This window comes from Streptomyces tailanensis (assembly GCF_008386495.1).
In the GTDB taxonomy this organism is placed as follows: Bacteria; Actinomycetota; Actinomycetes; order Streptomycetales; family Streptomycetaceae; genus Streptomyces; species Streptomyces tailanensis.
Map to the genome: position 1 here is coordinate 187,709 of NZ_VTHJ01000004.1, position 20,716 is coordinate 208,424.

Sequence of the window (20,716 nt, forward strand, 5' to 3'; positions counted from 1 at the left end):
AACAGGTGACTCACCAGTAGAAGCTCTTGAACCGTCAAGTAACCGGGAACCTTCACGGCTGCTCCACAGCTCCTCGCCGAAGCGCCGGAAGTTCGCCTTGCATTGGCCTCCCGTACTTCTCAAGCTCCGTTAAGGAAAGGCAAAGGGAGCTCAAAGCTTCACCCGCGATCGTCCACTGTCATGGACCAGACCCTTCTCGTGGTCGCCGACCTGGCCGCCATCTCCCTGCTGACCTTCGCGGTCTACTTCCCGCGCCACCACCGCCGGGACCTCATCGCCGCCTTCCTCGGCGTCAACATCGGCGTCCTCGCGGTGGCGATGACGCTGAGCTCCTCCTCGGTGGGCATCGGCCTCGGGATGGGCCTCTTCGGCGTCCTGTCGATCATCCGGCTGCGATCCAACGAGATCGCGCAGCACGAGATCGCGTACTACTTCTCCGCCCTCGCCCTCGGCCTGCTGGCCGGGCTGCCGGAGAAGGTGAACGTCCTGTCGATCCTCCTCATGGCGCTGATCGTCGCCACGATGTACGTCGGCGACCACCCGAAGCTCTTCGGCCGCTACCGGCAGCGCAGCCTCCGCCTCGACGCGGCCTACACCGACGAGGACGCCCTGCGCGCGCACCTCGAAATGCTGCTCGGCGGGCGCGTGGTGAACCTCTCCGTGCAGAGCGTAGACCTGGTCAACGACATGACCCTGGTCGAGGTCCGCTACGTCGTCACCGGAGAGGGATCGCGGGCGCCGCAGGAGACGGCGGGCCACCGCGTCGATCACGAGGTGCGGGCATGACCGCCGTCGACTCGGTCGCATCGGTGGTCGGACTGCTGCGCCCCATCGGCCTCGACGAACTCGTCGAGCGCGCCGAACTCCTGACCCGCGTGGACCGCAAGTACATGCTGCCCACCGCCGACCTGCCGCTCGTGATCGGCGGGCTCGACGAGGACGCGCAGGTCCTGGAGGTCGACGGACAGCGGCAGTTCGCGTACCGGTCCGTGTACTTCGACACCCCGGACATGGACGGCTACCTGGGCGCGGCCCGGCGCCGCCGACGCCGCTTCAAGCTCCGCATCCGCACGTATCTGGCATCGGGTGTGCACTACTTCGAGGTCAAGACGCGTGGCCCGCGCGGTACGACGGTCAAGCAGCGCATCCCGTACGAGGGTGACCTGTGGCGGCTGGGCCCCGAGGCCCGGGCGTACGCCGACGAGATGCTCGGCGAGGCGGGCATCAACTCACGGGGCTTCCGGCTGCTGCCCACGCTGACCACCCGCTACCGCCGGACCACGCTGTTCCTGCCGGGCAGCGGCAGCCGGGTCACCGTCGACACGGACCTGACCTGGGCCCTGCCCGACGGGACCGAACTGCGCACCCCCGAGCGGACCATCGTCGAGACCAAGGCCGGGCGCGCGGGCTCCGGCGCCGACCGGCTGCTGTGGTCGCTGGGGCACCGGCCCGTCCCGGTCTCCAAGTACGGCACCGGGCTCGCCGCGCTCCGGCCCGACCTGCCCGCCAACCGCTGGCTGCCCGTCCTGCGGCGCCACTTCCCCACCGCACCCGCACTGAACGGGAGTCCCGCATGAACATCCGACCCAGCTCATGGAAGAGAACAGCACGCGGCCTTCGTACGAAGGTGGCGGGCGCCCTCGCCTCTGTCCTCCTCGCCACGGCCGCGCTGGCCGGGTGCTCCTCCGGGAGCGATTCGGCCTCCGCGTCGTCCGACTCGTCCGCCTCGTCGTCGAGCGCGGCCGCGGCGGTGGACGGTTCCCAGACGGCGTCCGCCGTACTCGCCGCCAACGAGGAGACGCACGCCGAGGACGGCGACACGGAGTACGACGAGTCCGACGCCGTCGCCATCGAACTGAACGGCGACTCGGCCTCGGCCGACGGCAAGGGTGTGGACGTAGACGGGTCCACGGTGACCATCACCTCCAGCGGCACCTACCTGCTCAGCGGCTCCCTCGACGACGGCCAGATCGTGATCACCGCCCCCGAGGCGACCGTGAAGCTGGTCCTCGACGGAGTCGACATCTCCAGCTCCTCCGGGGCCGCGATCGCCGCGACCGAGGCCGAGCGGCTGGTCGTCGTCCTCGCGGACGGCAGCGAGAACACCCTCAGCGACACCGACTCCTACGCCGACGACGCGGAGGCCAACGCCGCCCTCTACAGCGCGGGCGACCTGACGATCGGCGGCAGCGGCTCGCTCACCGTGAAGGGGAACGGCAACGACGCGATCGCAGGCAAGGACGGCCTGGTCGTCGAGGGCGGCAACATCACCGTCGAGGCCGCCGACGACGGCATCCGCGGCAAGGACTACCTGGTCGTGAACGGCGGCACGCTCACCGTCACGGCCAAGGGCGACGGCCTGAAGTCCGACAACGCGGACGAGGAGGACGCGGGTTACATCGCCGTCGACGGCGGGACGGTCTCCGTCACCGCGGCCGGCGACGCCGTGGACGCCGCCACCGACCTCGTCGTCACCGGCGGCAAGCTGACCGTGAAGGCCGAGGCCTCCGACGACACCTCCGCGCACGGCCTGAAGTCCGGCGTGATCACGGTTCTCGAAGGCGGCACCATCGACGTCTCGGCCTCCGCCGACGCCCTGCACGGCGAGGCGGCCGTCCACGTCGGCGGCGCCGAGGTCACCCTCTCCGCCGGCGACGACGGCGTACACGCCGAGGGTGACCTGGTCATCAGCAAGGGCACGGTGAACATCACCGGTTCCAACGAAGGCCTGGAGGGCAAGGACATCCTGGTCAGCGGCGGTACGACGACGGTCACTTCGAACGACGACGGCGTGAACGCCTCCGGCAGCGAGGCGACCACCGAGGACCAGGGTGGCGGTCCCGGCGGCGGTGGCGGCATGGGCGTAGGCGATTACACGGCCAAGGTCACCGGCGGCACCCTCGTCCTCAACTCCCAGGGCGACGGCTTCGACTCCAACGGCACCGCCGAGATCACCGGCGGCACGATCGTCGTCAACGGCCCCGAGCAGGGCGGCAACGGCGCCCTCGACGTCAACGGCAGCTTCACCGTCAGCGGCGGCACACTCCTCGCCTCCGGCAGCGCCGGCATGGTCGTAGCCCCGGACACCGAGTCCGCCCAGGGCTGGCTGTCGGCGACGCTGGACGCGTCGGTCGAGGCCGGCACGACCCTCCACATCGTCGACGCGGACGGCGAGGTCGTGGCCTCGTACGTCACTTCCAAGACGATCCAGAACGTCGTCTACTCGGCCGAGTCGATCAAGAGCGGCGAGGAGTACACCGTCTACTCCGGCGGCACCACCTCCGGCTCCGACACCGGCGGCCTCACCGAGTCCGGCAGACTCGGCAACGCCGAAAAGATCGCCACGGCCACGGCAGGCGAGGCCCCGGAGGGCGGCTTCGGTGGCGGAGGCCCGGGCGGTGGCAGGCAGTAGCGGACTTGGCGCCCGGAGGAGAGAGCTCCGGGCGCCCTGGGCGTTTCGTGGCAGAGGGGTTCACGCCGCGCGGGCGAGTTCGCACCAGACGAACTTGCCGTTGCCATGGGGCGGTTGGCCTGTGCTGCCGAGGGTGTACCAGCCCCACCTGTCGGAGCACGCCTTGACGAGGGTGAGGCCACGGCCATTTTCGAGGCCGGGGCGCTTGGGGTGCGTGGTGGCGGTGAGGCATGCCGGGACCGGCGGGTCGGGATCGGTGTCCCATACGCCGATGCGGAGGATCGGGGCGGACCAGTGGAGCCTTATGGCTGCCGGGCCCTTGGTGTGCTGTACGGCGTTGGCGACCAGTTCCCTCGCTACGAGTTCGGCGGCTTCGGCGAGGTGGGAGAGGCCGTGGAGGGTGAGGACGTGACGGAGGGTGCGGCGGCAGATCGTCACGGCGCGGGGGTCGTTGGGGATGGAGAGGGTGTAGGTCCAGGGTTCGTTGCGGTCGCTGGGCTGGTCTCCGGTTTCGGGCATGCGTGACTCCTGAGAGATGGAGGGGAGTTGGGCTCACTGTGCTCGGGGGCGGTGGCTCTGCCGCGCCCGTCCTGGCAGGACGGTGCGGTGCTGCGCTTCCAGGACGCCCCGGCATTCCGCAGTGTGTGCGTCGCGTCACCGACAGTAGGGGATAGGGTTAATCCGTCGCAACCCTAATCCCCTGAGTCGGGTAGGGTTCGAGTCTGTCGACGCACTGTGATCAGGCAGGGTCGACAGGCCGAAAAGGGAGGCGTCGATGGCGCCAAGGAGCCGACCCACGGCTCGCCAACTGAGGTTGGGGCTCGAGCTGCGCAAGCTGCGCGAGGCAGCCGGAATGACCGGACGAGAAGCGGCGGAGCGGATGGGTGTCAACGCCATCCAGGTGAGCCAGATCGAAGCCGGCCGTGCGGGAGTCAGCGATATCAGACTGAGACGGCTTGCCGGGCACTACGCCTGCTCGGATGTCGAACTCATCGATGCCTTGGCGGAGATGGCCACGGACCGTACCCGGGGGTGGTGGCAGGCATATCGGGGGGCGCTGCCGCCGGCCTTCCTGGACCTGTCGGAGTTGGAACATCACGCGCGATTCCTGAAGGTGATCGCTACGACGCACGTACCGGGCATTCTCCAGACCGAGGACTACGCACGCGCGGTGTTCTCCTACGTGGTACCCGAACTGCCCTCCGGTGAGCTGGATGTATGGGTGGCGCATCACATGCACCGCCGGGTGGTCCTGGATCGCGACCCACCTGTTGAGTACCAAGCGGTCGTCCATGAAGCAGCGTTGCGCGTCAAAGTGGGAGACCGCGAAGACGCCCGTGCTCAGCTGCGGGAGATCTTGACGCTCTCGGAGCGACCCAACGTCAGTGTCCGGGTCGTGCCCTTCGAAGCCGATGGTTTCGGCGGTGCCAACAGTTCGCTGATGTGGGTCGGTGGGCGACTGCCCCGTCTGGACACCGTGCACCATGACACGCCACATGGCAGTGCGTTCGTGGATGCCGAGGATCGGCTTGTCAGGGCCCGAAATCTCTTTCGCAAGGTGGAAGAAGCGTCCCTCACGCCCACCGCGTCGCGGGACCTCATCCACAAGGTGGCGCGCGAACTGTGAGGCGAGACAGGGCGCCGGCGTCGTACTGGCAGAAGTCTTCCTTCTCCGGTGGGGCCGAAGGGAACGAGTTTGTTCCGGCTACGCGGGTGAGCCGAAGTTCTGGGTCCAGTAGTTGCCGGGGCTTGCCAGGCCGATGCCGATTTCCTTGAAGCCGCAGTTCAGGATGTTGGCCTTGTGGCCGGGGCTGTTCATCCAGCCGTCCATGACGCTCTCGGCGGTGCCGTACCCGGCGGCGACGTTCTCGCCCGCGGAGCTGTACTGGTATCCGACACGGGCGAGCCGGTCGGTCATGGACGAGCCGTCGGAACCGGTGTGGGACATGTTCTGGTGGTCGGCCATGTCCTGGCTGTGGTTCTGCGCGGCCTTGGTGAGCTTGGCGTCCACGGTGACCGGCGCGCAACCCGCCTTCGCGCGTTCGGAGTTGACCAACTCCAGCACCCGGGCCGTGGGGCCGGAGGCCGCGGTGTTCGCGGAGTCGCGAGGAGTGCTGGCGGCGCGCGTGGGCTTGGGCGTGCTCGGCGGCGGCGTGGTCTTGGCGGGTTTGTCGGCGGTGCGCTTGGGGGTCGGGCTCGGGGACTTCGAGGGTGACCCGCTCGGGGTGCTGCGGGAGCGAGAGGGGCTCGGCTTGCCGGTGGGTTCGGCGGAGGTGGCCGGGGCGGAGGGTGTCGCGGACGCGGAAGGTGTGCGCGACGGCCGCGCGGGAGCCGCCGTGTTCGACTCGTCCCCTCCCCACCAGGAGGACGCCACGCTGCGCCAGTCGCCGAAGCCGAAGCCGAAGCCGAAGCCGAGTCCGACGCCGCTCGCCTGCGCGGCTACGGGTATGCCGATGGCGCCCACCGCCACTACGACAGCCGACGCGATGGCTATCTTGCTGCGTTTGGAGCGTTTCTTTCTCTGGCGGTGCTTGCTCATACGTGGCCTCACTCACAAGCGACGTCGGCCGGCCTTGGCCCTGGCGAGCCGTCATTATGGGGACCCTCGCGCGCAGGGGGCAACGAACACCCGTCCGACCGTCGAGCGGTGCCGACGGCGTCTCGCCGGGGTGTGCGGGACCGTGGCTCCGGCCGCCCGGAATCCGCGAACAGGCCCCTGGGAACAGGTGGAATGAGCTCTCCAGAAGCCGCGCGCGCCGAGGTCATCGAGCCTGGACGACCGGTTGAATTAGCAATAATGATGTCTGATGACCGATTGGTGTTCGAAAGGAGGGAGTTGTCGATGATTGGAAATCGGGCAGTCGGCGATATTCATGAACAACTCCGGCGTGATGCATGTCACTGTTGAATCGGTGCAGACTGGAAGGGCGGGGTTTCCCGAGAGAGCGGACCCCCGTACGGAGATTCCCGAGGCCCCGCGGTGATTCGGTCATGGAGGAAACATGACGGCAGTCGCGCGGACGGATGTACCCGTCGAGATCGAGGGTGGCGGCGTCGAACTGCGGATGCAGGACATCGGCGGCGACACGGACGTCGCCTTCGTCCGCCTCCCCAAGGGCACGGACATGCGGCCCGCCCTCAAGGACGAGCCCGAGGGTCTGTGCCAGGTCCCCCACTGGGGCTACATGTTCAAGGGCCGACTGGTGATGCACACCAAGGAGGGCGACAAGACCTACCAGGAGGGCGAGGCCTTCTACTGGCCGCCCGGTCACGCACCGGAAGCGCTGGAGGACTGCGAGTACGTGGACTTCTCGCCCCGCAAGGAATTCGAGCAGGTCATCAGCCACGTCAAGTCGAACCTCGGCTGACCCAGGAGACCAGCCGTAGCTGACCCCGGCTCAGAAGCCCTGACAGAGAAGGAAGTTGGCGGCAACCTTTCCCGAACCCGCGACCACAGATGAGTCGGAACCCCCTTCACGAGGGCTCCACAAGAACCACGTGCACCCCAAATCACGTGCTCTCCGAACGACGTACGTTACGTAAGGACTCATCCGTGGCATCTGCCTCTCCGCGCCCGTCCCACCGCCGGTCCCTCCGCACGCGCCGCACCCTCGTGGTCACCGCCGCCGCCGTGGCCGCCGGTGTGGGCGCCGGCGTCCTCGTGATGAACGCCAACGCCGACCCCGCCGCCGTGGACCTGTACCACCAGGTGCTGCCCGCCAAGGACGGCTGGGCGGCCTCCGGCTCCGGCACGACCGGCGGTGCGAAGGCCGAGGCGGCGCACACCTTCACGGTCTCCACCCGCGCGCAGCTGGTGAAGGCGCTGGGCTCCCAGACCGACACCACCCCGCGGATCATCAAGATCAAGGGCACGATCGACGCCAACACGAGCGACGCGGGCAAGAAGCTGACCTGCGCCGACTACGCCTCCGGCACCGGCTACTCGCTCTCCGCGTACCTCAAGGCGTACGACCCCGCGACGTACGGCAAGAAGGCCCCGTCGGGCACGCAGGAGACCGCGCGCAAGGCCGCCGCCGACAAGCAGAAGAAGAACATCGTCTTCCGCGTGCCGTCCAACACCACCATCGTGGGCGTCCCCGGCACCAACGCAGGCATCAAGGGCGGCAGCGTCCTGGTCCAGAACGTCAAGAACGTCATCGTCCGCAACCTGACGTTCGCCGCCACCGAGGACTGCTTCCCCCAGTGGGACCCGACCGACGGCTCGTCCGGCGAGTGGAACTCCAACTACGACTCGGTGAGCCTGCGCGGCGCGACCAACGTGTGGGCCGACCACAACACGTTCACCGACGCGCCCACCTTCGACAAGTCGCTGAAGACGTACTTCGGCCGCAAATACCAGATCCACGACGGCGCCCTCGACATCACGAACGGCTCCGACCTGGTGACCGTCGAGCGCAACACCTTCGACTGCCACGACAAGACGATGCTGATCGGCAGCAGCGACTCCGACAGCACGGGCAAGCTGCGCGTCACCATCCACCACAACCTCTGGAAGGGCATCGTCCAGCGCGCCCCGCTGGCCCGCATCGGCCAGATCCACCTCTACAACAACGTCTACGACACCACCACGGTCAACGGCTACGCCCCCAAGTACAGCCTCGACTCCCGCGCCAAGGCCCAGGTCGTCGCCGAGCGCAACGTCTGGAAGATCCCGGCCGGCGCCAAGGTCGCCAAGCTGCTCAGCGGCGACGGCACGGGCTCGGTCGCCGGCGGCGGCAACCTCGTCAACGGCACCGAGACCGACCTCGTCGCCGCGTACAACGCCGCCGGCTCCAAGAAGCTCAAGACCACGGTCAACTGGAAGCCGGCCCTGACGGCGGGCCTCCAGACCTCCGTCAAGAACCTGCTGACGGAGCTGACGGGCACCGGCACGACGGGCGCCGGCGCCGGCCTGCTGAAGTAACCGGCGCAACAGACTCCTGGTCCGGGTCCTTGGAGGGAGCCGGGACCGGGAAACGTCCTGGACAGGAAGGGTCCGGGGCAGTGCAGAGGGGCCCGGGGAGCGGACGGCTTCCCGGGCTCCGGGCAGCTCATCGGGTGGTTTACCGGGCCACGAACTGCGTGAGAATCGCCTGGACCTCGTAGATGTCCACGCCCTTGGTGAAGGTCTTCTCGATCGGTTCATGAGTCCCGGAGAGCCAGATCTTGAGCTCGGCGTCGAGGTCGAAGTGACCGGCCGTCTCGACCGAGAAGTGCGTGATGCTGCGGTACGGGACGGAGTGGTACTCCACCTTCTTGCCGGTCAGCCCCTGCTTGTCGATCAGGATCAGCCGGCGGTCGGTGAACAGGATGGTGTCGCGGATCAGCAGGAACGCGGCGTGAACCTGCTCCCCGTGCCCCAGCAGCCGCGCGTAGTCCTGCTGGGCCTTGCCGGGATTGACGGTGTGCGCGTTTCCGAACAGTGCCATGCCCCGGGAGACGCACACCCGGGTGCACGGGGTTGCCTCCCCACTACGGCGCGCTACTCCCCAGTCGGAAATACATCTGGGACTTCAGCGGCAGAGTTGTCTGTTCGGCGGCCTGACCAGCACACTCACTCAACTTTTCGTGTCAGCGTCGGTTGTTCACCGAGCGCGGGGCTCGTGGTCATCCGGCAGACAACCGGGTCAGCCGGTATCCGGCTGTGCTCGGACCATCGACAGGTCGGGGCGGACTTTCGCGATGGCGGTGAAGTCGTCGTCCATGTGGAGCACGGTCAGGCGGTGGTGTTCGGCGGTGAGCGCGATCAGGATGTCGATGGGTGAAGGTCCGCGATGGTGTCCGATGCTCACCAGGTCCCTCTGCACGGCGATGATCTTCGGCCATGGGTCGTCGAGCGCGGGCACCGAGCCGAAGGTCTGGCCGAGCATGGTGAAGAACGGCTCGTAGTCGCGGTCGGCCCGAAGACCCGGCATCAGCTCGGCTTCGACCGGCGGGCAGACGGCGACGAGGCCGCGCGCCACGCGGTCGGGCCAAGGGGCGCCGATCTGGCGGCGTAGCAGCCGCCAGACGGCGGAGGTGTCGGCGAGGTAGGTCACAGTCCGGAACGCTCCCGCTCTTCGAGGACGTCGAAGTCGAGGAACGCGTCGGCGTTCTCCTGGAGCCAGCGCAACGCTCGGGCCCGGTCATCCGCGCTGATCGCTGCCGCTATCGTCAATGCGCGGTTGATGGTGTCCCGCTTGGTCTTGGTTCCGAGCTGCTGCTGGGCGAAGGCCAGCATGTCGTCGTCGATGTCGACCAGAGTCCTGGACATGTGGCCTCCCGCGAGACCCGCTTGATATACGCCTGAAGTAGATATATCAAGCGGGGTCCGGCGTCCCGGTCTTCTTTTCGAAGCCTGAGAGTTACTACGCCGGCTCGCCGCCGAAGCGCTCCTTGTACGCCTCCAGGTCGTCCTCCGTCAGCTTGGCGAAGAGGACCGGCGGGACGGTGAACGGGGTACCGGCCGGGACGAAGGCCAAGGCCTTGGCCTCGTCCGCCGTGACCCAGGTGGCGGTGTCGTCCGGGAGGGCGAAGGCGGTGCGCATGGCGGCCGAGGAGGCCGGGATGAACGGCTCGGAGACCACCGAGTAGAGGTGGATGAGGTTCATGGCGGTGCGGAGGGTGAGGGCGGCGCCGTCCTGGTCGGTCTTGATCTCCAGCCAGGGGGCCTTCTCCTCCAGGTAGGAGTTGCCCGCCGACCACAGGGCGCGCAGCGCGGCCGCCGCCTTGCGGAACTGGAGGGACTCCATCTGTGACTCGTACTCGGCGAGGAGGCGGGCGATCTCCTCGCCCAGCTTCGCCTCCGCCTCGCCGGCCGCCGAACCCGCCGGGACCTCGTCGCCGAAGCGCTTGCGGGAGAAGGACAGGACACGGTTGACGAAGTTGCCGAGGGTGTCGGCGAGGTCCTTGTTGACCGTGGCGGTGAAGTGCTCCCAGGTGAAGGACGAGTCGTCCGACTCGGGGGCGTTGGCGATGAGGAAGTACCGCCAGTAGTCGGCGGGCAGGATGTCGAGGGCCTGGTCGGTGAAGACGCCCCGCTTCTGCGACGTGGAGAACTTCCCGCCGTAGTACGTCAGCCAGTTGAAGGACTTGACGTAGTCGACCTTCTTCCACGGCTCCCGGATGCCCAGCTCGGTGGCCGGGAACATCACCGTGTGGAACGGGACGTTGTCCTTGGCCATGAACTGCGTGTACCGGACGTCGGTGTCGACGTCGTACCACCACGACTTCCAGTCGCGGTTCTCCGGGTCCTGGTCCGACCACTCCTTCGTCGAGCCGATGTACTCGATCGGCGCGTCGAACCACACGTAGAAGACCTTGCCCTCGGCCGCCAGCTCCGGCCAGGTGTCGGCCGGCACCGGCACGCCCCAGTCCAGGTCACGGGTGATGGCGCGGTCGTGCAGTCCCTCGTTCAGCCACTTGCGGGCGATCGAGGACGACAGATGCGGCCACTCCTCCTCGTGCGCCGCGACCCAGGCCTCGACCTCGTGCTGGAGCTTGGACTGGAGGAGGAAGAGGTGCTTGGTCTCGCGGACCTCAAGGTCGGTCGAACCGGAGATCGCCGAGCGCGGGTCGATCAGGTCCGTCGGGTCGAGGACACGGGTGCAGTTCTCGCACTGGTCGCCGCGGGCCTTGTCGTAGCCGCAGTGCGGACAGGTGCCCTCGACATACCGGTCCGGAAGGAACCGGCCGTCGGCGGGCGAGTACACCTGCCGGATCGCCCGCTCCTCGATGAACCCGTTCTCCTTGAGCTTCCGCGCGAAGTGCTGGGTGATCTCCACGTTCTGCGGGCTGGAACTCCGCCCGAAGTAGTCGAAGGCCAGCGCGAACCCGTCGTACACCGCCTTCTGCGCGTCATGCGCCTGCGCGCAGAACTCGTCGACCGGGAGCCCCTGCTCCTTCGCCGCCAGCTCGGCCGGGGTCCCGTGCTCGTCGGTCGCGCAGATGTAGAGGACATCGTGGCCGCGCTGCCGCAGGTACCGCGAGTACACATCCGCCGGGAGCATGGACCCCACCATGTTGCCCAGGTGCTTGATCCCGTTGATGTACGGAAGGGCGCTGGTGATGAGGTGTCGAGCCATCGGGGGATGCTCCCAGGTCGGTCGTTTTCGTGAGTCTTGAAATCCTAGCCGACATGGGTGTGCCGCCCGCCTCCCCTTTTGCGGGGTGGGAAGCGGGCGGCACGGGGCGCGAGGGCCGGGTACGGGCTCCGGGTACGGGCTCCGGGTACGGGCTCCGGGTTACGGGCGCCAGGTGGCCAGGATGCCCTCGTAGACCTCGGCGTCCGTGAGCTCGCGGGGGGTTTCGCCGGCGAGGAAGTGGGAGGTGTTGTCCGACTTCAGCTTGCGGAGGTAGTCGAAGGCCTTGTTCTCCGGGGCGCCGAAGGCGATGAAGGCGAAGTGGACGGAGGGGTGGTTCTTCGCGGCGTCCGTGAGGGCCTGGGTGGCGGGGGTCTTCGCGTCCGGGGCGCCGTCCGTCTGGAAGACGACCAGGGCGGGGGACGTGGGGTCGGCCGACTTCTGGTGCTGGGCGAGGACCTCTTCTACGGCCACGTGGTAGCTGGTACGGCCCATGCGGCCGAGGCCGTTGTGCAGGTCGTCGACCTTGTTCTCGTGCTCGGTGAGGGTGAGCTCGCCGGTGCCGTCCAGTTCGGTCGAGAAGAACACGACGGGAACCGTGGCCTCCGGGTCCAGGTGGGCGGCGAGGGCGAGGGTCTGCTCGCCGAGGGCCTGGGCGGAGCCGTCCTTGTAGTACGGGCGCATCGACGCGGAGCGGTCGAGGACGAGGTACACCTTCGCCCGGGCGCCGGTCAGGTCCCGCTTCTTGAGTACGGCACCGGCGGCCTTGTACGCGGCGGAGAGGCCGGGGGCGCGGGTGCGGAGGCGTGCGGTGGGGGTGGCCGTGGCCGCGGGGGTGGCCGTGGCCGCCTTATCGGCCTCGGCTCCGCCTTCGGCCTTTTCCGTTGTCCCACCCGCACCACCCGTACCGCTTTCGTCGTCGGCTACGGGTGCCTCCTGCGGGGGCTGACCACCGTCGGCGACTGCGGGTTCGGGGGCCTCTTCGGTCACGGAGGATTCCACGGTGGCAGCCACGGGCTCCGGCTCCGGCTTCGGCTCTGATTCCGCTTCCGCTTCCGCTTCCGGTTCCGGTTCCGGTTCCGGTTCCGGTTCCGGTTCCGGCGTAACCTCCGGCTCCGGTGCCTTCACGGCTTCGGGCTCCGGCTGGACCTGCGGCTCGGGCTCGACGGCGACCACAGCCTCCGGCTCGGCGACGGTCTCGGGCTCGGGCTCGGGCTCGACAGCGGGTTCCGGCGCCTCCGCGACAGCGCTCTCGACGACCGGCTCGGCCTCGGCCTCGGGAACGACCTCGGCGACCGGCTCGGCCTCCTTCGCCGCGACCGTGGCGGTCTCGGCCTCGGAAACGACCTCAGGCTCCGCCTCGACCACCGGCGCCACAACCGCCGCCTCGGCCTCCGCCTTCTCCTCCGCTACCTCGGTCGTCGACGCCGCAGCCTCGGCCTCCGCGACCACCTCGGCCTCCGCCTTCACAGGCTCGGGCTCGGCGGACACCACCGGTTCCGGCGTCGGCTCAGGCTCGACCACCGGGTCGGGCTCGGCCACCGGCGCGGCAGCCGCCGCCTCGGGCTCGGCGACCGGCTCCGCCTCGGCCACCGGCGCCACAACCGCCGGCTCGGCCTCGGCCTCGGACTCCGCCCCCTCCTCACCCCGCGCCTTGGGCACCGACACGTTGTCGAAGGCCGCGGAGACGAGCTCGTCGGCGACGGACGAAGCCGGCTTGGGCTCGGCGGACGGTGAGGCGGCCGTCTCCGCAGTCGTCGGCTCGGGCTCGGCCGCCGGGGCCGGAACCCTCGGCTCGGCCTCCGGCAGGGAACCCCGCAGGGAAGCCTCCTGCGAAGGAACCGAGTCCCGCCCCTTGCGTGAGCGGCTGAACGCGTTCCGCAGGAGAGAGAGAATGCCCATGTGCGCAACCCTTCGCGTGAGTTGAAGCCCGTCAATCCCTGGCCAGGACGGACACGTAAGGTTAGCGGCCGACTGTGGCGATCTTGGGGTGGGGCAGGGGGTTTCACTATCTCTGCCACACCGCGCTGTCAACACCGCCTCAACAGCCGCAGGTTCACCCCGTATTCACCTTCCAGCCTTGCCCTCGAACACACGCGCCCCTAACGTCGCGCTCACACCAAAAAGGCACATAAACATAAGACGAGCAAGGAGCGCGCTGTGCGCAAGCTGCTGCCCATGATCGGCTCGCATTCCGGCGGCCGGTCCGCCATGACCTGTCGGTTCCGCTGTGGTGACGCCTGCTTCCACGAGGTCCCGAACACCAGCACCAACGAGTACGTGGGTGATGTCATCGCGAGCGCGCTCAGCCGCCGCTCGGTGATGAGAGCCGCCGCCGTCGTCTCCGTGGCCACCGCGGCCGGTACGGCGACGACGCTCGGTGCGGCGATGCCCGCCGCCGCTGCCACCGGGGCCACCGAGGCCACCACCACGAAGGCGTCCACCAAGCCCAAGGGCGCCCGAGGCCTCCGGTTCACCGCCGTCGCGCCGAACACCACCGACGCCGTGACCGTCCCGGACGGCTACAAGCAGAACGTCGTCATCCGCTGGGGCGAGCCCATCCTGCGCGGCGCCCCCGCCTTCGACCCGGAGAACCAGACCGCCAAGGCGCAGGCGGGCCAGTTCGGGTACAACTGCGACTTCCTCGCCCTGCTCCCGCTCCCCGGTGAGCGCGGCCGCAAGCTCCTCGTCGCGAACCACGAGTACACCGACGAGGTGCTCATGTTCCGCGGCTACGACGCCGCCAACCCGACCCGTGACCAGGTCGAGATCGCGTGGGCCGCCCACGGTTTCTCCGCCGTCGTGGTCGAGGAGGACCGCCGCACCGGCAAGCTCACCCCGGTGCCCCGGCACCACCTCAACCGGCGCATCACCGCCACCACCGAGTTCAAGCTGACCGGCCCCGCCGCCGGCTCGGACCTCCTCAAGACCTCCGCCGACCCGACCGGCACCAAGGTCTACGGCACCCTCAACAACTGCGCCGGCGGCACCACTCCGTGGGGCACCACGCTGCACGGCGAGGAGAACTTCAACCAGTACTTCGCCAACAGCAGCCGGGCGACCGACAAGCGGTACGGCATCGGCACCGGCGCCACCGAGCGCAAGTGGGAGCGGTTCGACAAGCGGTTCGACGTCGCCCAGGAGCCCAACGAGGTGCACCGCTTCGGGTACATCGTCGAGCTCGACCCGTACGACCCGACCTCGACGCCCCGCAAGCACACCGCCATCGGCCGCTTCAAGCACGAGGGCGCGACCGTACGGCTCACCCGCGACGGCCGTCCCGTCGTCTACTCCGGTGACGACGAGCGCTTCGACTACTTCTACAAGTTCGTCAGCAGCAAGCGGATGAAGAAGGGCAGCTCGCGGGCCGTACGCGAGCACAACCTCTCGCTGCTCGACGAGGGCACCCTCTACGTCGCCAAGCTCACCGGTGACTCCCCGGCGATCGAGATCGACGGCACGGGCAAGCTGCCGAGCGACGGCGAGTTCGACGGCAGCGGCGAGTGGATCCCGCTGGCCACCGCGACCGCCAAGGGCGCCGTCTCGCACGTCGAGGGCATGACGGCCGACGAGGTCTTCGTCTTCACGCGGCTCGCCGGTGACAAGGTCGGCGCCACGAAGATGGACCGTCCCGAGGACATCGAGCCCAACCCGGTCACCGGCAAGGTCTACGTCGCCCTCACCAACAACTCCAACCGCGGCAAGACGGGCTTCGCGCCCGCCGACGAGGCCAACCCGCGCAACGCCAACAAGCACGGCCAGGTCCTGGAGCTCACCGAGCGCTGGAACCGGCCCGAGAGCACCAAGTTCGCCTGGCTGCTCTTCCTCGTCGCGGGCGACCCGAACGACCCGGCGACCTACTTCGCGGGCTTCCCGAAGGACAGCGTCAGCCCGATCTCCTGCCCGGACAACGTCGCCTTCGACCCGTACGGCAACCTGTGGATCTCCACCGACGGTGCCCAGCTCGGTTCGCACGACGGTCTGTTCGGTGTCGCCACGCGTGGCGAGCGGCGCGGTGAGCTGAAGCAGTTCCTGACCGTGCCGAGCGGTGCCGAGACCTGCGGCCCGATCATCACGGACCGCCGGGTTCTGGTCGCGGTGCAGCACCCGGGCGAGATCGATGGCGCCACCGTCGAGAACCCGAAGAGCACCTGGCCCGACGGTCCGGGCACGTACGTCCGCCCGGCGGTCGTCGCGGTGTGGCGCGCGGACGGCTGCGACATCGGCGTCTGATCGGGGGCAGCTTCCCTGATGCATGACTGATTCATGGCTGAGGGCCGCCTTCCCCATCGGGAAGGCGGCCCTCAGCCATGAATCAGGGGGCGGCCAGGCAGCTCGCGCCCGGGGCGGCGGCCGGGTCCAGCAGGGCGGCGGGGTCGACGAGGGCGGCCGGGTCCGCCGCGAGCTCCGTCGCGGCGGCCGGTGTCTCGGCGAGACAGGTGACGGCGGCGGTCGGGTCCGGCACCGCCGCGGTGGCGGCCGGGGTCATGACGCCGGCGAGGGCGAGGGTTCCGAGCAGGACGGTTGCGGTACGCCGCATGGCGAACATCCCCTTGTCAGAAAGAAGGTGAATAGGGCGGACAAGGGGATCATTGCCCCTTCCGGGCTATGGACTCGCCTTCCGTCACTCGCACGGGGACGACGTAACGATTCGGCGTTTGCGGCGAGTTGACCGGGATGTGTTGATATCGGTTTGAGGGTGATGTGCTGATGCTGACGTCAGTGCGGTGACGTGATCGCCCGTGCCGCCGCCACTTCCTGCCACAGCGGCTCCAGCACACTCCCCTGCGGCCCGCTCAGATCGGACCTGACCTCGTAGAGGACGTCCGTTTCCCGCAGCCCCCACGCCAACTCCCGCAGCTGGAGGGCGATTTGGTCCACCTCGGCGGTGGACGGCGGCGCGGCGCCCTGTTTGACCCGTACCCGCGCGGCGGTCGTCGCGTCCACGATCCGCTCGACGGCCACCACCAGCGGCCACCAGGCGGCGGCCCGGCTCCCGGTGGGCGGCGGCTCGGTCAGCGCCCGCTGGAACTCCGTACGGACCGCGGAGAGGTCCCGGTAGAGCCGGCGCCGCATCCGGGCGCGGTCGGAAGGGTCCCCGGTGGCCTCCCCGAAGGCGCGCTCCACGTACGCGGCCGTGTCGGCGACCGCGTCGGCCAGCCGGTCGCCGACGCGGGCGTGCCAGCTCTCCGGCCACAGCAGATACCCGGCGACGAGCGCGATCGCGCAGCCCATGAGGGAGTCGACGAGGCGGGGCAGCAGCAGGTCGGTGCCCTCGCGGTTGAGGGTGTCGGAGAGGAGGAGGATCACCGGGGTGATGGCGGCGGTCTGATAGCCGTAGCCGCGAGGTGTGAACACGGGAACGAGCGGCGCGAGGAGCAGCATCACGGGTACGTCCCACCACCCGCGCGGCACCTCCGCCAGCACCCCGGCCGCCACCACCAGACCCACGACCGTGCCGAGGGCCCGCAGCAGCGCCCGGGAGAAGACGGAACCGAAGTCCGGCTTCAGTACGAAGGTGATGGTCAGCGCGACCCAGTACGAGCGCGGCACGGCGATCAGCGACACGAGGGCCTGGGCGAGGCCGATGCACAGGGCGAGGCGCAGGCCGTAGCGCCAGGAGGCGGCGGAGAGGGCGACGTCGCGGGCGGCGCGGGCGGCGCGTACGCGCAGCGGGGCGTAGCGGCCGCGGCGGTCGACGGTGTAGGCGCCCCCCAGCGCGTCCGGGGACTTCTCGCTGACGACGTCGGCGGCGTGCCGCAGCGCCTGGTCGACGGCCCGCCCGATCCCGCTGCCGCTGCCGCTGCTGCCGGGCTCGGGCAGCCGCAGCCCCAGCGGCCCCGAGTACCCGGTCTCGACCGCCTCCGCGAGATGGCGTACGGCGGTCGGGATCCCGGCGGGCAACGGCCGGGCGGAGAGGCGTACGGCGGGGGCGGCCTCCACGAGCGGGGTGATCGCGTTCAGCTGGGCGAGGAGCCGGACGAGTTCGGGGCTGCGGCCGTGGTGGCGGGCGCGGCGGCCGAGGACGAGGTCGTAGGACTGGTTGAGGGACTGGGTGACGGCGTGGCGGGCCTCGTCGTAGGCCTCCGCGGTGTCGGCGGTGACCGTGAACAGGTCGGCGACCTTGCGGTACGTCTCCGCGACGGCGGCCCGTTCCGGTACGCCGGCCCTGAGCGGCCAGGCGAGGAGGGCCTGGACGAGGACGAGGAGGCCGCCGCCGGTCATCAGGAGCGGGGCCAGCCACCAGTCGCCCGGCAGGGGCAGGCCCGCGCCCACGACCGAGTTGAGGAGCAGGAGGAGGCCCGACACGGAGGCCACGGCGCCGATCGTCGAGATCATCCCGGAGACCAGCGCGAGCCCGGTGAGCGCGCCGACGGTGACCCAGCCGTGCCCGTATACCAGTGAACCGAGGGTGATGCCGACGGCGGCGAACAGTTGCGGGACCGCGATGCTCAGCAGCCGCATGCGGTACGCGTCCGCCGTGTCGCTGATGACTCCGGAGAGGGCGCCCATGGAGGCGAGGGCGCCGTACACGGGCCGGTCGAAGGCGAGGCCGAGGGCGAGCGGCAGGGTCAGCGCGATCGCGGCGCGCACGACGGCGGGCCGGTTGACGGGCGCCTGCTGCGGTCGGAGGTTCCGCACCAGCCAGTCGGGTGGGGTGAGGCCGATGGGGAACGGGCGGGACATGGGGCCATTATCGCGGCGGACGGCGCGCCGGACCCGGTGCGGTCACTTCCGCTCGTGCAGCGTGAGGTCGACGGTGACCGCGTTGTGGTCGGTGCCGCCCAGTTCCCGGATGTGGACCTCGCGGGCGGAGAAGTCCTGCGCGGAGACGAGGACATGGTCGATCTGGGCGCCGATGGTGGGGGTCGTGCGGGAGGGCCAGGTCGGGGTGCGGTCCTCCCCGACCAGCCGGGCGGCGTCGCTGAGACCGGTGTCGAGGAGGGCGCGGAAGGCCGCGTGGTCCTGGGTGGCGTTGAAGTCCCCGGCGATGATCGTCGGGGTCCGGGTGTCCGCCGCCGCGTACGCGCGCAGCGCGCCCAGCTCCCGCCGCCAGGTGTCGAGCTGCCCCGGCAACGGCGGCATGGGGTGCGCCAGCCGCAGCCGTACGGGGTTGCCCTCGACGTCGGCGACGGCGCCGGGCATGCCCATGGTGGCGGGGATGGGGTCGGCGGCCTTGAGAGGGAAGCGACTCAGGATGACGGAGCCGTCGGACCCGTAACCCTCGACGGCCTGGCGATACGGGTAGGCCGGGGCCTCGCCGCTGAGGTCGCCGAAGGTGTCACGGAGGTCGGCCATGCAGGTGGCCTGGCACTCCTCGACGAACACGATGTCGGGGCGGTCGCGGTCCACGGCCCTGATGAGGGCGTCGGTGCCGTGCCCGAACTGCACATTGGACGTCATCACCCTCACCTGCGCGAGCGGCGTCCCCTCCGCCTGGGGCGCCTTCCCGTACGGCTCGATGTACCAGGCGAGCGCCCCGAGCAGCACGACACCCCAGGTCAGCCCGACCCAGGAACGGGCCAGAGCGGACAGCAGCAGGGCGAGCCCGGTGGGGACGAGCAGCCACGGCAGGAAGGCGAGGAGCTGGGGAACCGGGGTAAACCCGTCGACGTCGGCGACCCGACAGCCGACGACCACACTCACGCCGAGCAGAAACAGAACGGCAAACCCCTTCTTGCCGCCATGCGTCCTCCGCCGCGCCGCCGACTCCGGCACCGGCCGCTCGATGGTCGTGCTCTCCACGGTCCGGCCTCTCCACTCGCATCCGGGGTCTTCGGTACTTCCTCCTAATGACGGCGTGGGTGGGGCGAAGGTTGCGCGGGGTCGGGGTTACGAGTGGTCACGACTGGTCACGAGTTGGTGTCGTGGTGCTCACGTCTGTGTGCACGGCCACAGCGAAAGGGATGCACGTGGGCGCATACTGGGGGCAATGACTAAGCCTGCTGCACCGAAGCGTCATTTGCCCACGAGCCCCTTCAAGGCTCCGGTCGCACCGGTTCCCAAGCACTTCGCTGTGGGTGACCAGGTGACACACGACATGTACGGTCTCGGCCGGGTGATCGGCATCGAGGACGGAATCGCGGCTCTCGTCGATTTCGGCTCGGCGCAAATGCGGATCTTGAGCCCGTACGCCAAGATGACCAAGCTGTAGGACCGCCGTGCCCGGTCAGGGCACGCCAGGCCCCTACAACGACCTGCGACGACCTGTAACGAAAGAGAGACCCCTCATCGATTCGACATCGCTGTTCTCCGCTCCGGAAGGACAGTCCCGCCGTTCCACCGCAGCATCGCCGCCTCCGGCGACGAACCCCTTCCAGGCCCCGGACTTCGGGGAGGACGAGACCTTCCTGCTCGAGGATGCGCAAGAGCCTGCCTTGGGCATGAGGCGCTGAGGCCCGTCACCGCTACGGCCCTCTCAGGTCTGCTTCCTCATCGGTTTCCTCATCGGTTTCCCTATCGGCGGGATCCGGCGGGATCCGGTCCGTGCGGGGGCCGCACGTGGAATCCGTGGAGTCCGATACCGTCCGCGTCGACGTCGTTGGGTTCACGGCTCTTCGTCCTCGTCGGGCAGCAAGGGAGCGACGTCCGCGGGGCGGGCCACGCGACCGGGCGCCCGAGGTGGGTGGGTGTGCGGGAGCGAGCCGACAGGATGTGCGGCCGTTGGCATCAGGTGTCGTAGACCGTGGAACGGTGTCCGACGTGGATGGCCCACACCACGAGTTCACCGTTGTCGTTCGTGTAAACCACGCGGTAGTCGCCGACGCGCAGCCGACGCCGGTCCGGCTGGGAGACGAGTGCGGTGGTGTTGAAGCCGAGCGGGTCGGTCTCCAGCTCGGTCAGCTTGGCAAGGATGCGGAGCGCCATGCCGCGGGGAATCTTGCGGAGCTCGGCCTGAGCCTCGGGCCGCAAGACGGCGCGGTACTCACTCACGCTGTGTTCATTCACTGCGTGCCAGCGTCTCCCTCATGACGTCCTCAATCGGGACACCTGCCGCCGGACTGGCCATCCGCTCGTCGATGATCCGGTTGATCTCGCGCTCTTCCCACTCCTGGTACCTGCGCAGCACCTCGATCGACACGACGGCAGCCACTTCCTTGCCCCGCCGGGTAATGACCGTGGGCACGTCGCCCCGGTCGGCTCGCTCGACCACCTCGGCCAGATGGGCACGCACGTCACGGATGGACTCTATGGGCATCTGCGTCATGAACCGGAGGTACCAAGTGTCCCATGTGTACACAAC

At 69.2% G+C, this 20,716-nt stretch carries 20 protein-coding genes; 8 read left to right on the top strand and 12 right to left on the bottom strand.

Annotated elements, in window-relative coordinates; genetic code table 11:
• The first annotated feature begins 180 nt into the window (after positions 1-180).
• From F3T56_RS05535 to F3T56_RS05545, 3 genes are read left to right on the top strand one after another with little or no spacing between them, the layout of a single operon-like run.
• Positions 181-786 (top strand): DUF4956 domain-containing protein, encoded by a 606-nt coding sequence (locus F3T56_RS05535; protein ID WP_149823550.1) that lies wholly within the window; start codon positions 181-183, stop codon positions 784-786.
• Positions 783-1,577, top strand: coding sequence for a VTC domain-containing protein (locus tag F3T56_RS05540; protein WP_149823551.1), 795 nt, complete (start codon positions 783-785; stop codon positions 1,575-1,577). The genes F3T56_RS05535 and F3T56_RS05540 overlap by 4 nt, the downstream gene beginning before the upstream one ends.
• Positions 1,574-3,412 carry a carbohydrate-binding domain-containing protein gene (locus F3T56_RS05545; protein ID WP_149823552.1) on the top strand — a complete coding sequence of 613 codons (1,839 nt, stop codon included), beginning with the start codon at positions 1,574-1,576 and terminating at the stop codon, positions 3,410-3,412. Before F3T56_RS05540 ends, F3T56_RS05545 begins: the two co-directional genes overlap by 4 nt.
• 60 nt (positions 3,413-3,472) lie before the next feature.
• Here the strand turns inward: F3T56_RS05545 and F3T56_RS05550 are convergent, their stop codons facing one another.
• Positions 3,473-3,931 (bottom strand): ATP-binding protein, encoded by a 459-nt coding sequence (locus tag F3T56_RS05550; RefSeq protein WP_149823553.1) that lies wholly within the window; start codon positions 3,929-3,931, stop codon positions 3,473-3,475.
• 256 nt (positions 3,932-4,187) lie between these two features.
• Between F3T56_RS05550 and F3T56_RS05555 the strand changes: the two genes are divergently transcribed.
• On the top strand, positions 4,188-5,039 hold the full coding sequence (locus F3T56_RS05555) for a helix-turn-helix domain-containing protein (RefSeq protein ID WP_149823554.1): 852 nt from the start codon (positions 4,188-4,190) through the stop codon (positions 5,037-5,039).
• A 78-nt stretch (positions 5,040-5,117) separates the two neighbouring features.
• Here F3T56_RS05555 and F3T56_RS05560 read toward each other — a convergent pair whose 3' ends face one another.
• Complete coding sequence (locus tag F3T56_RS05560) at positions 5,118-5,951, bottom strand: CAP domain-containing protein (protein ID WP_149823555.1); 834 nt, start codon at positions 5,949-5,951, stop codon at positions 5,118-5,120.
• Positions 5,952-6,414: 463 nt separating this feature from the next.
• On the opposite strand from F3T56_RS05560, the gene F3T56_RS05565 reads away from it, so the two are divergent.
• Together F3T56_RS05565 and F3T56_RS05570 are read left to right on the top strand one after the other, a co-directional pair.
• A complete protein-coding gene (locus F3T56_RS05565; RefSeq protein ID WP_149823556.1) occupies positions 6,415-6,780 on the top strand; it encodes a cupin domain-containing protein in 366 nt (121 codons plus the stop codon).
• Positions 6,781-6,965: 185 nt separating this feature from the next.
• On the top strand, positions 6,966-8,336 hold the full coding sequence (locus F3T56_RS05570; protein WP_149823557.1) for a pectate lyase family protein: 1,371 nt from the start codon (positions 6,966-6,968) through the stop codon (positions 8,334-8,336).
• A 139-nt stretch (positions 8,337-8,475) separates the two neighbouring features.
• Here the strand turns inward: F3T56_RS05570 and F3T56_RS05575 are convergent, their stop codons facing one another.
• From F3T56_RS05575 to F3T56_RS05595, 5 genes are all read right to left on the bottom strand, one after another.
• Positions 8,476-8,841 (bottom strand): PH domain-containing protein, encoded by a 366-nt coding sequence (locus tag F3T56_RS05575; protein ID WP_149823558.1) that lies wholly within the window; start codon positions 8,839-8,841, stop codon positions 8,476-8,478.
• 198 nt (positions 8,842-9,039) lie between these two features.
• Positions 9,040-9,450, bottom strand: coding sequence for a PIN domain-containing protein (locus F3T56_RS05580; protein ID WP_149823559.1), 411 nt, complete (start codon positions 9,448-9,450; stop codon positions 9,040-9,042).
• Positions 9,447-9,665, bottom strand: a complete 219-nt coding sequence (locus tag F3T56_RS05585; RefSeq protein ID WP_149823560.1) for a type II toxin-antitoxin system VapB family antitoxin — start codon at positions 9,663-9,665, stop codon at positions 9,447-9,449. Before F3T56_RS05585 ends, F3T56_RS05580 begins: the two co-directional genes overlap by 4 nt.
• Positions 9,666-9,759: 94 nt before the next feature.
• Positions 9,760-11,475, bottom strand: a complete 1,716-nt coding sequence (metG, locus tag F3T56_RS05590; protein WP_149823561.1) for a methionine--tRNA ligase — start codon at positions 11,473-11,475, stop codon at positions 9,760-9,762.
• A 159-nt stretch (positions 11,476-11,634) separates the two neighbouring features.
• Positions 11,635-13,374 (bottom strand): VWA domain-containing protein, encoded by a 1,740-nt coding sequence (locus F3T56_RS05595; RefSeq protein ID WP_149823562.1) that lies wholly within the window; start codon positions 13,372-13,374, stop codon positions 11,635-11,637.
• Positions 13,375-13,632: 258 nt separating this feature from the next.
• On the opposite strand from F3T56_RS05595, the gene F3T56_RS05600 reads away from it, so the two are divergent.
• On the top strand, positions 13,633-15,705 hold the full coding sequence (locus F3T56_RS05600) for a PhoX family protein (RefSeq protein WP_149823563.1): 2,073 nt from the start codon (positions 13,633-13,635) through the stop codon (positions 15,703-15,705).
• An 82-nt stretch (positions 15,706-15,787) separates the two neighbouring features.
• Here F3T56_RS05600 and F3T56_RS05605 read toward each other — a convergent pair whose 3' ends face one another.
• The 3 genes from F3T56_RS05605 to F3T56_RS05615 all read right to left on the bottom strand — a co-directional run bounded on the left by F3T56_RS05605 (position 15,788) and on the right by F3T56_RS05615 (position 19,218).
• Entirely contained in the window at positions 15,788-16,012 is a 225-nt protein-coding gene (locus tag F3T56_RS05605) for a hypothetical protein (RefSeq protein WP_149823564.1), read from the bottom strand.
• A gap of 179 nt (positions 16,013-16,191) precedes the next feature.
• Positions 16,192-18,159, bottom strand: a complete 1,968-nt coding sequence (locus F3T56_RS05610; protein ID WP_149823565.1) for an FUSC family protein — start codon at positions 18,157-18,159, stop codon at positions 16,192-16,194.
• Between the two features lie 42 nt (positions 18,160-18,201).
• Positions 18,202-19,218 (bottom strand): endonuclease/exonuclease/phosphatase family protein, encoded by a 1,017-nt coding sequence (locus F3T56_RS05615; protein ID WP_149823566.1) that lies wholly within the window; start codon positions 19,216-19,218, stop codon positions 18,202-18,204.
• 187 nt (positions 19,219-19,405) lie between these two features.
• Here F3T56_RS05615 and F3T56_RS05620 point away from each other — a divergent pair, with 187 nt between their 5' ends.
• Positions 19,406-19,627, top strand: coding sequence for a hypothetical protein (locus F3T56_RS05620; protein ID WP_149823567.1), 222 nt, complete (start codon positions 19,406-19,408; stop codon positions 19,625-19,627).
• Between the two features lie 515 nt (positions 19,628-20,142).
• On the opposite strand, the gene F3T56_RS05630 is transcribed toward F3T56_RS05620, so the two are convergent.
• Complete coding sequence (locus tag F3T56_RS05630) at positions 20,143-20,406, bottom strand: type II toxin-antitoxin system RelE family toxin (RefSeq protein ID WP_149823568.1); 264 nt, start codon at positions 20,404-20,406, stop codon at positions 20,143-20,145.
• A gap of 7 nt (positions 20,407-20,413) precedes the next feature.
• Positions 20,414-20,680, bottom strand: a complete 267-nt coding sequence (locus F3T56_RS05635) for a type II toxin-antitoxin system Phd/YefM family antitoxin (protein ID WP_149823593.1) — start codon at positions 20,678-20,680, stop codon at positions 20,414-20,416.
• Positions 20,681-20,716 lie beyond the last annotated feature (36 nt).